The organism is Rhodococcus sp. Z13_19A (assembly GCF_058133575.1).
Genome location: NZ_JBYUNN010000004.1, coordinates 262,255 through 275,808, shown reverse-complemented (window position 1 = coordinate 275,808; position 13,554 = coordinate 262,255). Strand labels below are relative to the sequence as shown.

Annotated in this window: 20 protein-coding genes and 2 tRNA genes; 10 read left to right on the top strand and 12 right to left on the bottom strand. The window is 71.6% G+C overall.

Annotated features, from left to right (window positions below; genetic code table 11):
- Window positions 1-11: 11 nt before the first annotated feature.
- From AC3YNX_RS16310 to AC3YNX_RS16285, 6 genes are all read left to right on the top strand, one after another.
- Window positions 12-1,088 (top strand): alpha/beta fold hydrolase, encoded by a 1,077-nt coding sequence (locus AC3YNX_RS16310; protein ID WP_489996291.1) that lies wholly within the window; start codon window positions 12-14, stop codon window positions 1,086-1,088.
- Window positions 1,089-1,146: 58 nt separating this feature from the next.
- Window positions 1,147-1,926, top strand: coding sequence for an acyl-[acyl-carrier-protein] thioesterase (locus AC3YNX_RS16305; RefSeq protein ID WP_127783540.1), 780 nt, complete (start codon window positions 1,147-1,149; stop codon window positions 1,924-1,926).
- Window positions 1,927-2,028: 102 nt separating this feature from the next.
- Window positions 2,029-2,268: a hypothetical protein gene (locus AC3YNX_RS16300; protein ID WP_127783541.1), complete on the top strand. Its 240-nt coding sequence runs from the start codon at window positions 2,029-2,031 to the stop codon at window positions 2,266-2,268.
- Window positions 2,269-2,279: 11 nt separating this feature from the next.
- A complete protein-coding gene (locus AC3YNX_RS16295; protein ID WP_127783542.1) occupies window positions 2,280-2,537 on the top strand; it encodes a DUF167 domain-containing protein in 258 nt (85 codons plus the stop codon).
- A gap of 92 nt (window positions 2,538-2,629) precedes the next feature.
- Window positions 2,630-2,702: transfer RNA gene (locus AC3YNX_RS16290), tRNA-Lys, on the top strand.
- Between the two features lie 113 nt (window positions 2,703-2,815).
- Entirely contained in the window at window positions 2,816-3,613 is a 798-nt protein-coding gene (locus AC3YNX_RS16285) for an SCO6745 family protein (RefSeq protein WP_489996146.1), read from the top strand.
- A gap of 124 nt (window positions 3,614-3,737) precedes the next feature.
- Here the strand turns inward: AC3YNX_RS16285 and AC3YNX_RS16280 are convergent, their stop codons facing one another.
- Window positions 3,738-3,959, bottom strand: a complete 222-nt coding sequence (locus AC3YNX_RS16280; protein ID WP_127783544.1) for a DUF3618 domain-containing protein — start codon at window positions 3,957-3,959, stop codon at window positions 3,738-3,740.
- A gap of 105 nt (window positions 3,960-4,064) precedes the next feature.
- On the opposite strand from AC3YNX_RS16280, the gene bcp reads away from it, so the two are divergent.
- Window positions 4,065-4,553, top strand: coding sequence for a thioredoxin-dependent thiol peroxidase (gene bcp, locus AC3YNX_RS16275; protein ID WP_489996145.1), 489 nt, complete (start codon window positions 4,065-4,067; stop codon window positions 4,551-4,553).
- A 3-nt stretch (window positions 4,554-4,556) separates the two neighbouring features.
- Here bcp and AC3YNX_RS16270 read toward each other — a convergent pair.
- Window positions 4,557-4,640 (bottom strand) — tRNA-Leu (locus tag AC3YNX_RS16270).
- A 91-nt stretch (window positions 4,641-4,731) separates the two neighbouring features.
- Between AC3YNX_RS16270 and AC3YNX_RS16265 the strand changes: the two genes are divergently transcribed.
- The 3 genes from AC3YNX_RS16265 (at window position 4,732) to AC3YNX_RS16255 (ending at window position 6,949) form a co-directional block, all read left to right on the top strand.
- Window positions 4,732-5,139, top strand: coding sequence for a hypothetical protein (locus AC3YNX_RS16265; RefSeq protein WP_127783546.1), 408 nt, complete (start codon window positions 4,732-4,734; stop codon window positions 5,137-5,139).
- The gene (locus AC3YNX_RS16260) at window positions 5,139-5,492 is read left to right on the top strand and encodes a DUF3817 domain-containing protein (RefSeq protein ID WP_489996144.1); all 354 of its coding nucleotides are present in this window, start codon (window positions 5,139-5,141) and stop codon (window positions 5,490-5,492) included. Before AC3YNX_RS16265 ends, AC3YNX_RS16260 begins: the two co-directional genes overlap by 1 nt.
- 101 nt (window positions 5,493-5,593) lie before the next feature.
- Window positions 5,594-6,949 (top strand): HNH endonuclease signature motif containing protein, encoded by a 1,356-nt coding sequence (locus AC3YNX_RS16255; protein ID WP_489996143.1) that lies wholly within the window; start codon window positions 5,594-5,596, stop codon window positions 6,947-6,949.
- A gap of 26 nt (window positions 6,950-6,975) precedes the next feature.
- On the opposite strand, the gene rdgB is transcribed toward AC3YNX_RS16255, so the two are convergent.
- From rdgB to clpS, 10 genes are all read right to left on the bottom strand, one after another.
- Complete coding sequence (gene rdgB / locus AC3YNX_RS16250; RefSeq protein ID WP_489983442.1) at window positions 6,976-7,566, bottom strand: RdgB/HAM1 family non-canonical purine NTP pyrophosphatase; 591 nt, start codon at window positions 7,564-7,566, stop codon at window positions 6,976-6,978.
- 13 nt (window positions 7,567-7,579) lie between these two features.
- The gene (rph, locus tag AC3YNX_RS16245) at window positions 7,580-8,359 is read right to left on the bottom strand and encodes a ribonuclease PH (protein WP_489982793.1); all 780 of its coding nucleotides are present in this window, start codon (window positions 8,357-8,359) and stop codon (window positions 7,580-7,582) included.
- A gap of 52 nt (window positions 8,360-8,411) precedes the next feature.
- Window positions 8,412-9,212, bottom strand: a complete 801-nt coding sequence (locus tag AC3YNX_RS16240) for an MBL fold metallo-hydrolase (RefSeq protein ID WP_489996290.1) — start codon at window positions 9,210-9,212, stop codon at window positions 8,412-8,414.
- A gap of 43 nt (window positions 9,213-9,255) precedes the next feature.
- On the bottom strand, window positions 9,256-10,086 hold the full coding sequence (gene murI / locus AC3YNX_RS16235) for a glutamate racemase (protein ID WP_489996142.1): 831 nt from the start codon (window positions 10,084-10,086) through the stop codon (window positions 9,256-9,258).
- Window positions 10,083-10,721, bottom strand: coding sequence for a rhomboid family intramembrane serine protease (locus tag AC3YNX_RS16230; RefSeq protein ID WP_489996141.1), 639 nt, complete (start codon window positions 10,719-10,721; stop codon window positions 10,083-10,085). Before AC3YNX_RS16230 ends, murI begins: the two co-directional genes overlap by 4 nt.
- Window positions 10,718-11,680 carry a PLP-dependent cysteine synthase family protein gene (locus AC3YNX_RS16225; protein WP_127783553.1) on the bottom strand — a complete coding sequence of 321 codons (963 nt, stop codon included), beginning with the start codon at window positions 11,678-11,680 and terminating at the stop codon, window positions 10,718-10,720. The genes AC3YNX_RS16230 and AC3YNX_RS16225 overlap by 4 nt, the downstream gene beginning before the upstream one ends.
- A gap of 2 nt (window positions 11,681-11,682) precedes the next feature.
- Window positions 11,683-11,961 (bottom strand): MoaD/ThiS family protein, encoded by a 279-nt coding sequence (locus tag AC3YNX_RS16220; RefSeq protein ID WP_127783554.1) that lies wholly within the window; start codon window positions 11,959-11,961, stop codon window positions 11,683-11,685.
- 76 nt (window positions 11,962-12,037) lie between these two features.
- Window positions 12,038-12,493, bottom strand: a complete 456-nt coding sequence (locus AC3YNX_RS16215; RefSeq protein ID WP_127783555.1) for a M67 family metallopeptidase — start codon at window positions 12,491-12,493, stop codon at window positions 12,038-12,040.
- Between the two features lie 59 nt (window positions 12,494-12,552).
- Entirely contained in the window at window positions 12,553-13,140 is a 588-nt protein-coding gene (gene aosR, locus AC3YNX_RS16210; protein ID WP_489982790.1) for an oxidative stress transcriptional regulator AosR, read from the bottom strand.
- A 109-nt stretch (window positions 13,141-13,249) separates the two neighbouring features.
- On the bottom strand, window positions 13,250-13,552 hold the full coding sequence (clpS, locus tag AC3YNX_RS16205) for an ATP-dependent Clp protease adapter ClpS (protein ID WP_127783557.1): 303 nt from the start codon (window positions 13,550-13,552) through the stop codon (window positions 13,250-13,252).
- Between the last annotated feature and the right edge of the window lie 2 nt (window positions 13,553-13,554).

Below are 13,554 nucleotides of genomic sequence, written 5' to 3'. Positions count from 1 at the left end.
ACCATGCAGGGATGCCCCGCGACACGAGCACGCGCACGCTGCCGGACCCGCCACCCCTGCGCGTGGTGCAGGACCCGCCGCCGGCGCCGGGGGGCGAGGTGCAGCTGCGGCACCGCACCATCCACGGCTACCGGCGGGCGTTCCGGACGGCGGGCAGTGGTCCGCCGCTGCTGCTCATCCACGGCATCGGGGACAGCTCCAGCACCTGGACCCACGTCATCGACGAGCTGGCCCAGAGCTTCACCGTCATCGCACCCGACCTGCTGGGCCACGGCCGCTCGGACAAGCCGCGCGCGGACTACTCGGTGGCCGCCTACGCCAACGGGATGCGCGACCTGCTCACCGTGCTGGGCATCGAGCGGGTCACCCTGGTGGGCCACTCCCTGGGCGGCGGTGTGGCCCTGCAGTTCGCCTACCAGTTCCCGCACATGGTGGAGCGGCTCGTCGTGGTGGCCCCCGGCGGGGTGACCAAGGAGGTCAACCCCGCGCTGCGCCTGGCTGCCCTGCCGGTGGCCAACCAGGCGCTGCGCCTGCTGCGGCTGCCCGGTTCCCTAACCGTGGTGGGCCTGCTCGGCCGGGTGTCCGAGCTGCTCTACCGGGGCCCGCTGAGGGGGGCCACGGTCTTCCACGACGTCCCCGACCTGGTGCGCGTGCTCAGCGACCTGCCCGACCCCACCGCGCGCGAGGCGTTCCTGCGCACGCTGCGGGCGGTGGTGGACTGGCGCGGGCAGGTGGTCACCATCCTCGACCGCGTGCACCTGACCTCCCAGCTGCCGGTGCAGATCATCTGGGGCGCGGTGGACACCGTGGTCCCGGTCAGCCACGCCTACCTGGCCCACGCCGCCATGCCCGGCTCGCGGCTGGACGTCTTCCCCCGCAGCGGTCACTTCCCCTTCCGCGACGACCCCGAGGGATTCCTGCGGGTGGTGCGGGAGTTCCTCGCCGAGACGGAGCCGATGGTGTTCGACCCGCAGGTGTGGCGGGAGACGCTCATCGCCGGCGTCGCCCCTGCCCTCGGGGAGAGCAGCCCCGCCATGCGCCGGGCGGTGCTGGGCGCCATCGGCGCCGACGACCGGAGCGCCACGTGAGCGGCCGCGGCCTCCCCCGTCCCACCGAGATCGCCTGCAGGGGGCAACATGTCAGCACATGAGAACGCTCGAACCCACTGAGTTCACCGCGGTCCCCACCGAGGGTCGGGTGTTCACCCAGCAGCGCCGGGTCCGTGCCAACGACGTGGACCCGCAACGGCGGCTGCGCCTGGACGGGATGGCGCGCTACCTCCAGGACATCGCCTTCGACGACCTCAACGACGCCGGGTTCGGCGAGAAGCACGCCTACTGGGTGCTGCGTCGCTGCGTCGTCCGGGTGCTGCGTCCGGCCCAGTTCGACGAGGACGTCCGGCTGCACTCGTGGTGCTCGGGCTACGCCAGCCGGTGGTGCACCAAGCGAGTGCAGATCGAGGGCGACGACGGAGCGCTGATCGAGACCGAGGGCTTCTGGGTGAACGTCAGCGCCGAGACCGGGATGCCCACCCCGCTCTCCCAGGACTTCTTCTCGATGTTCCACCTGCCCGCGGCCGACCGGGAGCTGCGCTGGCGGCGGATGCTCACCCCGCCCCGCGCGCCCGAGGGCGAACACCTGCGGGGCACGCCGTTCCCGCTGCGGGTGACCGACTTCGACTGGTTCTCCCACGTGAACAACGCCGCCTACTGGTTTGCCGTGGAGGAGCACCTGGACGCCGAGCACCGCGGACTGCTGGACGGCCCGCACGAGGCGGTGCTGGAGTACAACACCCCCATCACCCGCGGTGAGCAGGTCGAGGTGATGACCACGACCGACGCTGACGCCGTGCACCTGTGGTTCCTGGTGGCCGGCCGTGTGCGCGCCGCTGCCCGTATCCGCCCGCTCGGCCCGGACGCGCTCTGAGCTCCACCACCCCCAGGTCGCCCACGCCAGCGGCATGCGCAATGCTCGGGGAGGCCGCCGCACGGCGATGCTGAACAACGCTGCGAGACAAGGGAGACCAGAGTGGCTGTGACCCGCGATGACCTGCGACGCCTGATCGACGCCGGGCCGGAGAACTACCGGCTGGTGCTGGAGGAGGGCAAGGCCAAGGTCACCGACCCGACCGACGAGGTGGACTCGGCCGACGTGGAGATCATCAACCGCGACGAGCTGGTGGAGCGCCTGCCCGCCGAGTACAGCGACACCGACCTCGACCAGCTCGCCACCACCCTCGACGCCACGGTCGGTGACCTCGGCGCCTGAGCCAGCACCACGTGCGGGTCGCCATCCGGGTGCGCCCGGGCGCCAGCCGGACCGAGGTCGGCGGGTCCCACGACGGCGCCCTGGTGGTCCGGGTGGCGGCTCGCGCCGTGGACGGCAAGGCCACCGAGGCGGCGCTGCGAGCGGTGGCCGAGGCGTTCGGCGTGCGCCGCCGCGCGGTCGAGCTGGTCAGCGGGCCCACCAGCCGCACCAAGGTGATTGAGGTCACTGGCGGCACGCAGGGCAGGCTCGACCACCTGCTGTCCGGCTGACCTGGGCCAGCGCCGTCAATGCGCCTGCTGACCTGCCGATTTCGCGAGTCGCCAGAGCCCCTGTTATCGTTTGTCTCGCGCCGCAAGCGCATGCGCCGTTAGCTCAATTGGCAGAGCAGCTGACTCTTAATCAGCGGGTTCGGGGTTCAAGTCCCTGACGGCGCACTCGCCAGAACATCACCCGCCCGGGTTACCCCGGGCGGGTCTTTTTCTGTCTGGCTCCCTGCTCGCTGAGCCGCCAGAGCGCCACTTTCCGCCGCCGGTCGTATCGTCGGACCATGGTCGAGACTCGGCGGCTGGGTGCACTCACCGAGGTGCTGCACGCCGCGGTGTACTTCGCCCCCGAGGCCGAGAGCGCCTACCTCGACCTGGGCCTGCGCGGGTTCTGGCCCGGCTACTTCGCCTCCCGGGCCGCCGCGCTCGGACCCGCCAGCGCGGAGCTGGTCACCGCGGTCTTCGCTGGGTTCGCACCCGACTTCGTCGCTCGCGCGGTCCCCCAGATCTGGCGGGTCGTCTCGCCCCGGGACGTCCTGCAGGCGCGCCAGGACGCCGCGGTGGGGGCGCTGCGCCGGCTGCTGGGCGATGACGGGGTGGACGTGACGCGGGCGGCGTCCCTCACCGGCGCAGCGGTGGCCTCGCTGGACCTGGCCGGGCGTCCGCTGGCGGCCGCGCACGCCGCCCTGCCCCGTCCCGCCGACCCGCTGGCAGCGCTGTGGCACGACTGCACGGTGCTGCGGGAGCACCGCGGGGACGGCCACGTCGCTGCGGTCACCGCCGCCGGGCTGCGCTGGCCGGTGCCGCACCTGATGGCTGCCGACCGCGTGCCCGACCGGCAGCAGGAGTTTCGTGGGTGGAGCGACGCGCAGTGGCAGGCCGCGGAGGAGGAGGCTGCCGACGTCGACCCGGCGGCTGCGGCAGTGCTGGAGGAGCACACCGACGTGCTGGCCGCCCGGGCCTACGAGACCATCGACACGGCGGCGCTGCGGCGCCTGCTCGAGCCGCTCGCCCAGCTGGTGGTGGACGGGGACGGCGTGCCCTTCCCCAACGCCATGGGCTTGCGCCGGCCCGAGCTCTGAGCCTCTGGGCGCAGACCCGATAAGCGCAGACCCGATGGGCGCAGACCCGCAGGGCGCGCAGGAGCCCCCGTCCGCGCGGGGCGGACGGGGGCTCCTGGAGAGCGTCAGGCCTGGACGGCCGTGCTCAGCGGAAGATCTTGCGCAGGACCAGCACGCCCACAACGGCCCCAACGCCGATCAGGGCGTTGCGCACGGCGGGCTCCTCGAGCTTGGCCAGCACGGTGTGCTTGACGTTGTCGATCATGCGCTTGGGGCTGGCCCGCACGGTCAGCTCGTCCACGGTCCGGGCCAGCTGGTCCCTGGCGCGCTCGATCTCACGCTCGATGTTCTCGGTGTCCCGTGCCACGTGTCCTCTTCTCTCCGAATAGCGCTGAATCTCCGACCTACCGTAGAGCAGACGGTGCCGCGAGACCCAGCACAGGTGTCGGCGTCGGGCGGTAACCTGCCTGTCGTGACTGACACGACTCGGCTCGCCCCCGGCGACGACGCACCCGACTTCACCCTGCCCGACGCCGACGGCAACCCCGTCTCGCTGGCGGACTACCGGGGCCGCGCCGTCATCGTCTACTTCTACCCCGCGGCCATGACGCCAGGCTGCACCAAGCAGGCGTGCGACTTCAGCACCAACCTCAGCGAGCTGGAGGGCGCGGGGCTGGCGGTGCTGGGCATCTCCCCCGACGCCCCGGCGAAGCTGGCCAAGTTCCGGGAGAAGGAGGGGGTCACCTTCCCGCTGCTGTCCGACGCCGACAAGTCGGTGATGCAGGCGTGGGGCGCCTTCGGGGAGAAGAAGCTCTACGGCAAGGTCGTCAACGGAGTCATCCGCTCGACGTTCGTCGTCGACGCCGAGGGCAAGATCAGCGTGGCCCAGTACAACGTCAAGGCCACCGGTCACGTCGCCAAGCTGATGCGCGAGCTGGACGTCGCCCAGGCCGCCGGCTAGGCGTGCGGGAGAAGGGACTCGAACCCTCACACTCTTTCGAGCACCAGGACCTAAACCTGGCGTGTCTGCCAATTCCACCACTCCCGCGTGCACGACAGCATAAAGGTGCCTGTGGGGCTGGCCACCAACGCTGTCCGCCCCCGGTGCACAACCGGACGCAACGGGTACCGTCGACGTCGTGACACCACCCGCCCGGCGCCACCGCGGCGCACTCGTCGCCCTCGTGGTGGTCGTCTTCTGTGGCTGCATCGGTCTCGGCTGGTGGCAGTGGGAACGCTTCTCCGAGAGCAGTGGGACGGCCCAGAACCTGGGCTACGCCTTGCAGTGGCCGCTGTTCGCGCTGGTCAGCGTGTACGCCTACCGCAAGTTCGTCCGGCTGGAGGAGCAGCAGCAGGATGACACCATCGAGGTGGCCGGGGGTGAGCAGGACCCGGAGGAGATTCCGGCCGACCTGCTGCCCGCCCGGCCTACAGCGGCCGCGCCGGTCCACGAGGGTGCCCTCTCCGACTACAACGCCTACCTCGCCGACCTCGCCGCGCAGGACCGGCAGGCAGCGACCGATCGCGATTCCACCAGGAGCAGCTGATGACCACCGCCAAGTCCGCGAGCGCCCCGGCCCACGAGGTGAGCCCCCGGGTGGGGCCGGCGCTGACGCGCTACCGCGTGCTCGCCTACGTCACCGGTGTGCTGCTCGTCGGGCTGGTGGTCGCGATGATCTTCAAGTACACCGTGGGTGACGCGGGAGTCACCTCCATCATCGCCATCGCCCACGGGTGGATCTACGTCGTGTACCTGCTGCTGGCCCTGGACCTCGCGGTCAAGGCGCGCTTCCGTCCCGGCTCGGCGGTGCTGGTGCTGCTCGCGGGGACCGTCCCCCTGATGTCCTTCGTGGCCGAGAACAAGGTCACCAACAAGATTCGTCGGGGCGAGCGCCTCTAGCTCTCCCCGCAGAACGGGCCGCACCTTGTCGGGGGCGGCCCGTTTGCTGTCTGCGCTGGTCACAGGGCCAAAATGTCGGGGCCTCGCCTTATGCTTCGAACATGAGTTCGAACGGTGTCGCGGCGGACCTCCCCGACGAGGTCGCCTCGTTGCTGGCTGAGCACGCTGCGGTGATGGTGCGGTTGCAGCAGGTGCCGCTGGCCGGGCTGTCCGATGCTGGGGTGTTGGCGGTGGTGCGCGAGGTGGAGCGGGTGCACCGGATGAAGCCGACGGTGGATCACCGGTTGATCGTGGAGATGGAGTGCCGTTCCCTGGCCACGGTGTTCCTGGCCCGGGGCACGGCGGGGTTGCTCTCTGAGACCCTGCATCTGGACGTGCAGGAGGCCCGGGCTCGGGTGCGAGCCGCCTTGGTGCGGGGTCCTCGGTCGTCCTTCACCGGGGAGGATCTCGGGCCGGTCCATCCTGCGTGCGCGGCTGCTGAAGCCGCTGGTGAGATCTCGCCGCGGCATGCCGAGATCATCGCCAAGACGCTGCACGACCTGCCGGCCTCGCTGGACGCTGAAACGACCGCCATGGCCGAGCAGACCCTCGCCGCGCAAGCCTGCGCGCTGCGGCCCTCCGAGCTGGCCAAGGCCGCGGAGCGCCTGGTCGCTTACCTCGACCCCGACGGTCGCGAGACCTCCGACGCCGATCGCGCGCGGCGGCGCGGGTTCACCATCGGTAGGCAACGCCCGGACGGGATGAGCCGCATCAGCGGTGAGCTCGACCCCATGACCCGCGCCCTGGTGGACGCCGCCTTCTCCGCCGCCGCCCGGCCGGTGTCGGAAGAGGGGACGCCGGATCCGCGCAGTGCCGCCCAGCGCAACCACGACGCCCTCGCCACGTTGTGTCGCGACGCCCTCGCCTCCGGTGAGCTCCCGAACAACCGTGGTCTGCCGGCGACGGTGGTGGTGACGATGGGGCTGGCGGACCTGGAGCGCCGCGCCGGGACAGCGTCGACCGCCTCAGGCGGGACGGTGCCGGTACGGGATCTGCTGCGCATGGCGGCTGAGGCGAAGTGGCTGCCCTGCGTGCTCGACTCCGCCGGACAAGTGCTCCACCTCGGTCAGGGTCAACGCCTGGCCTCACCGGCGCAACGGTTAGCCCTGCACGCCCGCGACCGTGGCTGCACCCGACCCGGCTGCGAGATGCCCGCCCAGTGGACACAGGTCCACCACCTGCACGAGTGGCAACACGGCGGACCCACCGACCTCCACAACCTCGCGCTCGTCTGCCCGTTCGACCACCGCCTCATCACCCACGAAGGCTTCACCGTCCGCATGGGCACCGGCGGCCGGGTGGAGTGGATCGCACCCCGACACCTCGACCCCGACCAACGACCACGCACCAACCCGATCCACCACCCACCCGACCTGAGCGACTCCGACCCTCCAGCCCGCTGCCGGGAGGTGGCGTAGTGACGTCCGAGGTGGCTGTGCGTGAGCTAGAGGGCGCGCAGGGCGGGCAACAGCTGCTCCAGAGCACGGGCGCGGTGCGAGACGGCGTCCTTCTCCTCCGGGATGAGCTCCGCCGCGCTGCAGTCCATGCCCTCGGGCACGAACACGGGGTCGTAGCCGAAGCCGTTGGTGCCTGCCGGCTCACGGGCGATGCGGCCGCGCCACTCCCCGCGCACCACCACCTCCGGTCCGCCCGGCACCACCAGCGCCGATGCCGACACGAAGGCCGCGCCACGGCGCTCGTCGGGCACGTCGGTCAGCTGGGCCAGCAGCAGCGCCGTGTTGGCCGCGTCGTCACCGTGCCGGCCCGACCAGCGGGCGGACAACACCCCGGGCATGCCGTTGAGCGCGTCCACCGCCAGCCCCGAGTCGTCAGCCACGCAGGCCATCCCGGTCGCGGCCGCACCGTCACGCGCCTTGGCCAGTGCGTTGCCCTCGAACGTCGGGGCGGTCTCCGGAGCTTCCTCGAACGGCGGCACGTCGTCCAGGCCCACCACCGTGACACCGGTGAGCTGCGCCGCAGTCACGATGCGACGCAGCTCCGCCAGCTTCTTGGCGTTGCGACTGGCCAGCAGCAGCTCCACCGGCCGCTCAGCCTCGCTTCTTGCCGGTCGGCGCGGGCGGCTCGGGCAGCACGCCCGGGTACGGCGCCGCGAGCGCCTCTGCCTGGATGGCCGACAGCTGCGCGCACCCGCGCACCGCCAGGTCCAGCATCGCGTCCATGGTGGAGCGGGCAAAGGTCGCGCCCTCACCGGTGCCCTGGATCTCCACGAAGGTCTCCGCGTCGGTGAGCACGACGTTCATGTCCACCTCGGCACGGGAGTCCTCCTCGTACGGCAGGTCGAGGCGCACCCGGCCGTCCACCACACCCACGCTCACCGCGGCGATGGCGCACGACAGCGGCTGCGGGTCGGACAGCGCGCCCTTGGCCCGCAGCCAGGTCACCGCGTCGCTCAGCGCCACGTACGCGCCGGTGATGGCCGCCGTGCGGGTGCCGCCGTCGGCCTGCAGCACGTCGCAGTCGATGGCGATGGTGTTCTCCCCGATCGCCGCCAGGTCGATGCACGCGCGCAGCGAGCGGCCCACCAACCGGCTGATCTCCTGCGTGCGGCCCCCCACCTTGCCCTTGACCGACTCGCGGTCGCTGCGGGTGTGCGTGGCCGCCGGCAGCATCGCGTACTCCGCCGTCACCCACCCCAGGCCCGATCCCTTGCGCCAGCGGGGCACGCCCTCGGTGACGCTGGCGGTGCACATCACCCGGGTGCTGCCGAACTCCACCAGCACGGAGCCGGCGGGGTGGTCGGTGAATCCGCGGGTGATGCGCACGTCGCGGAGCTGGTCGTCTTCTCTGCCGTCTGCTCGTGTGGACACCCGGCGAGCCTAGTGGGGACCGGGTGAACCGCGGATGAGCGGGCAGCGCCAGTCAGGGGTGCGCGGGCACCGACGAGCCGGCCCGGGCGCCGTGCACGATGTCGTGCTCCTCGCCCGCGCTGACGGCGTGCACCTCGCCGTCGAACTCGGCGCGGGCCTCGGCCACCACGTCCTCGCGGGAGGTCCACGGCGGGATGTGGGTGAGCAGCAGCCTGCCCACCCCCGCCTTCTGGGCCAGCTGGCCGGCCTGGGTGCCCGACAGGTGCACCCCCACCGGCCGGCTCGGGGAGTCGGTCCACGACGCCTCGGCCAGCAGCACGTCCGCGCCCTGAGCCAGCTCCTCAACCTCCGCGCACGGACCGGTGTCGCCGGTGTAGACCAGCGTCACGCCCGACGGGTCGGTGACGCGCAGCCCGAACGCCTCGCAGGGGTGCTCCACCAGCTGCGGCAGCACCGTGACGGAGCCGAACCGCACCGCCTCGCCGCTGCGCCAGTGGGTCAGCTCCATCACGTCGGAGATGTCCTCCACCTCCTCCGTCCCCGCGCACGAGGCCGCGGCCAGCCGCTGTGCGGTGTCCGTCGGCCCGTACAGCGTGGTGCGACCCGGCACCGGGCTCGGGTGGTAGCGCCGCCACACCAGCAGCCCGGCGATGTCCAGGCAGTGGTCGGCGTGCAGGTGGCTGAGCAGCACGGTGACCGACGCAGGGTCCACGTAGCGCTGCAGCGCTCCGAGAGCACCGCCGCCGAGGTCGATCACCAGTGGTGGTGCGCCCTCAGCGGTCACCAAGTAGCTCGAGGCTGGGGAGTCGGGTCCTGCCACACTGCCGGAGCATCCGACGACGGTGAGCCGCATTCCGGTCATGTTGCCACGGCCAACCGTGATCTGCGAGCGCGTCTTAGTCGACTGCGACAGCGACCGGGCCGGCGGCCGCACCGACTTCGGTCAGCTCCGGCCCCAGGAAGCGACGACCCAGCCGCGCGAACGAGGTGGGATCACCGGTGGAGAGGAACACCCTGGTCGGCGGCACCGGGCTCTCCCGCAGCAGCTCGGTGGCGCTGAGCACGCGCAGCACGTCCTTGGCGGTCTCCTCGGCGCTGGAGACCAGCGTCACCTGGTCGCCCATGGCCAGCTGCAGCACCCCGGACAGCAACGGGTAGTGCGTGCAGCCCAGCACCAGGGTGTCCACCTCGGCGCTCTGCAGCGGCTCCAGGTACGCCTGGGCCAAGCCCAGGATCTGGCGACCACTGGTGATGCCGCGCTCCACGAAGTCCACGAACCGCGGGCAGGCCACCGAGGTGACGCTCACCCCACGGGCGGCGGCGAAGGCGTCGTCGTAGGCGCGGGAGGCGACGGTGGCGCGGGTGCCGATGACGCCGATGCGGCCGCTGCGGGTGGTGGCCACCGCACGGCGCACGGCCGGCAGCACCACCTCCACCACCGGCACCGGGTAGCGCTCCCGGGCGTCCCGCAGGCAGGCGGCCGAGGCGGTGTTGCACGCGATGACGAGCATCTTCACGCCCCGCTCCACCAGGTCGTCGGCCACCGCCAGCGCGTGCGCCCGGACCTGCGCGATGGTCAGCGGACCGTAGGGTCCGTTGGCGGTGTCGCCGACGTAGATCACCGACTCCGCCGGCAGCTGGTCGATGATTCCGCGGGCCACGGTGAGCCCACCCACCCCGGAGTCGAAGATGCCGATCGGCGCGTCCGCGCCCACCGGCGTGCTCACCGGCGCACGCCCGGGCCGAGCTGTCCGGCGGCACGGTCGCGGCGGGCCATCGCGCTCGCGGCGGCCACCCCGCCGACGGCTCCGAAGAGGTGGCCCTGCCAGGACACGCCAGGCGCGCCAGGGAACACGCCCCACAGCAGGCTGCCGTAGAGCACCAGCACCACCACGCCCACCGCCAGCTGGAGCAGGCTGCGGGTGAAGACGCCGCTGACGATGAGGTAGGCGAGGTAGCCGAACACCAGCCCGGACGCGCCCACCACCACGGTGTCCGGCTCGCCGAACAGCCACACCCCCGCCCCGCTGACCAGCCAGATGATGGCGCTGACCAGCACGAACCGCAGCAGCCCCGCCAGCACCAGCACCGCGAAGCCCAGCACCAGCAGGGGCACGGTGTTGGACTGCAGGTGTCCGAAGTCGGCGTGCAGCAGCGGCGCCCAGAGGATGCCGTCGAGCCCGGTCACCGCGCGCGGCTCGATCCCGTCGTCGGTGAGCTCGTCACCGGTGGCGGAGTTGACCCCCTGGATCACCCACAGCGCGGCGACGAACAGCGCGATCGTCACGGCGGCCGTCTTCCACACGGGCTGCCCGCCCGGGGGGGAGGGTCGGTGCGCCGACGGGATCGCGGGAGGCCTCATGCCCAGAGCTGTCCTTCCAGGGCCGCCTCGGCCTCCTCGAGCGTCCCGGCGTAGGCGCCGGTGGAGAGGTACTTCCAGCCGGCGTCGCAGAGGACGAACGCGATGTCCGCCCGCTCCCCCGCCTTGACGGCCTTGCGCCCGGCGGCCAGCGCCGCGTGCAGGATGGCACCGGTGGAGAACCCGGCGAAGATGCCCTCCTGCTCGATGAGCTCGCGGGTGCGTCGCAGCGCGTCCTTAGGTCCTACCGAGTATCGGGTGGTGAGCACCGACGCGTCGTAGAGCTCGGGGATGAAGCCCTCGTCGATGTTGCGCAGCCCGTACACCAGCTCGCCGTAGCGCGGCTCCGCTGCGATCACCTGGATGCCGGGGACCTTCTCGCGCAGGTAGCGCCCGGCCCCCATCAGGGTTCCGGTGGTGCCCAGCCCGGCCACGAAGTGCGTGATGGTGGGCAGGTCCTCGAGGATCTCCGGACCGGTGCCCCGGTAGTGCGCCAGCGCGTTCGCCGGGTTGCCGTACTGGTAGAGCATCACCCAGTCAGGATGCTCCGCGACGATCTCCTTGGCCATGGCGACGGCCTGGTTGGACCCGCCCGCGGCCGGGGAGGTGATGATCTCCGCGCCGTACATGGTGAGCAGCTGCCGGCGCTCGATGGAGGTGTTCTCCGGCATCACGCAGATCAGGTGGTAGCCCTTGAGCCGCGCGGCCATGGCCAGCGAGATGCCGGTGTTGCCGCTGGTGGGCTCCAGGATGGTGCACCCGGGGGTGAGCACCCCGTCGCGCTCGGCCTGCTCGATCATGGCCAGCGCCGGACGGTCCTTGACCGAGCCCGTGGGGTTGCGGTCCTCCATCTTGACCCACAGCCGCACCGGGTTCTCGCCCTCCCACTGCGGGGAGAGCGAGGGCAGGCCGACCAGCGGGGTGTGGCCCAGGGAGTCGAGCAGGCTGTCGTAGCGGGCCATCTCTAGCGTGCGCCGCCAGCGACCGCGGGGAGGATGGTGACGTCGTCACCCTCGCCGATGGGGGTGGCCATGCCGCCGGAGAAGCGGACGTCCTCGTCGTTGACGTAGACGTTGACGAAGCGGTGGAGCTTGTCCCCGTTGACCAGGCGCTCCTTGATGCCGTTGTGCTTGGCCTCGAGGTCGTCGATCAGCTCGGCCAACGTGGCGCCCGAGGCCTCGACGCTCTTCTGGCCGTCGGTGTGGGTGCGCAGGATGGTCGGGACGGAAACGGTCACTGCCATGGGAGAGCTCCTGAGTTCGTGAGTGGTCCTTCGTGCGGGCAACGTCTGCAGGGGCGCCGGGGATTCCCGGCGCACGTCACTGCTGGTCGGGGACGTCGTCCGGACCGGAGTGCGCGAACCGGTAGCTCTCCACCACCTCGACGGGCTCCTCGGTGACCACGCCGTCGACGATGCGGTAGCTGCGCAGCTCCTCGGTGTCGGGCTCGCGGGTGGAGACCAGCACGTAGTGCGCGTCCGGCTCGGCAGCCAGGTTGATGTCGGTGCGGCTGGGGTAGGCCTCGGTGGCGGTGTGCGAGTGGTAGACCACCACCGGCACCTCGTCGTTGCGGTCCATCTCGCGCCACACCCGCAGCTGCTCGCCGGAGTCGAAGCGGTAGAACGTCGGTGAGCGCTCGGCGTTGATCATGGCCACGTGTCGCTCGGGACGGTCGGAACCCTCCGGCCCCACGAGGATCCCGCAGGCCTCGTCAGGGTGGTCGGCGCGCGCGTGGGCGATCATCGCCTCGACGAGGTCTGCCCGGATTGTCAGCACGCAACCCATCCTAGGCGACGCCGGTGCAGTGCCGACCGGGCCCGACGGGCCAGCCAGGCTCAGCTCATCAGCGACTGCACCAGGGAGTCCTGCACGAAGGTGAGCCAGTGGTACACGCCGAGGTGACCCGCGCGGGGGTCGTCCTCGGGCACCTCGTCCGGGGTGTCCGGGCCGATGTCGAGCATGGTGCCGAGGGTGAGCCGGACGTCGTTGATGGTGGCCAGCCAGGCGTCGGCCTGCGTGGTGTTCAGCGTGACCCGCCCGCCCCGCGGCGGGCAGGAGTCCAGCAGCACCTGGGCCGCCGCGCACTTGGCGTCGATGATCTCCGGCTCGTGCAGGCTGCGCAGCGCACCGGCGGCGTCGGCGCCCTGCTCCCGGTCGGCACCGTCCTGGGTGTAGGCCGGGTCGTCGAGGCGGTGGAAGTCCGGCAGCAGGCGCAGCAGGCTGTCGTCCTGGGGGCGGTCGCTGTGGCCGGTGCGCAAACCGGTCATCCGGGAGAGCTCGTCGGTGGGGGCGTCGTCGGCGCGGGCGCGCAGCATCTCCACCACCGAGGACACCAGCCCGCGGAGCACCGCTGCCTCCTGGGGGTCGAGCTCGGTGCGCACCCGAGCTCCCCCGAACGTGCTCCTGCGTGACCAGTGCTGCATGAGATGTGTCCCGGTGGGTTGGCTGACCACCCGCGCCGTGCTGCGGTGTCGGTCAGGACGGTGAATGTGCTGTGCCGTGGCGGCGAGCTGCGTGCGAGCTGGGGCGGGCTCAGCCGTCCCGCTGGAGGGTGGCCCACAGGCCCGCGGCGTGCAGCTTGCTCACGTCGCCCTCCATCTTCTCCTTGGTGCCCGAGGAGACCACCGCCCTGCCCTCGGAGTGCACCTGCATCATCAGCTCGGTGGCCTTGTCCTTGGAGTAGCCGAAGAGCTTCTGGAAGATGTAGGTGACGTAGTGCATGAGGTTCACGGGGTCGTCCCACACCACCGTCACCCACGGTCGGTCCTCACCCCGCGCCTCGTCGGTTACCGAGTCGGGGTCGACCTGAGGTTCCAGCTCAGTGGGTGCAGCCATGG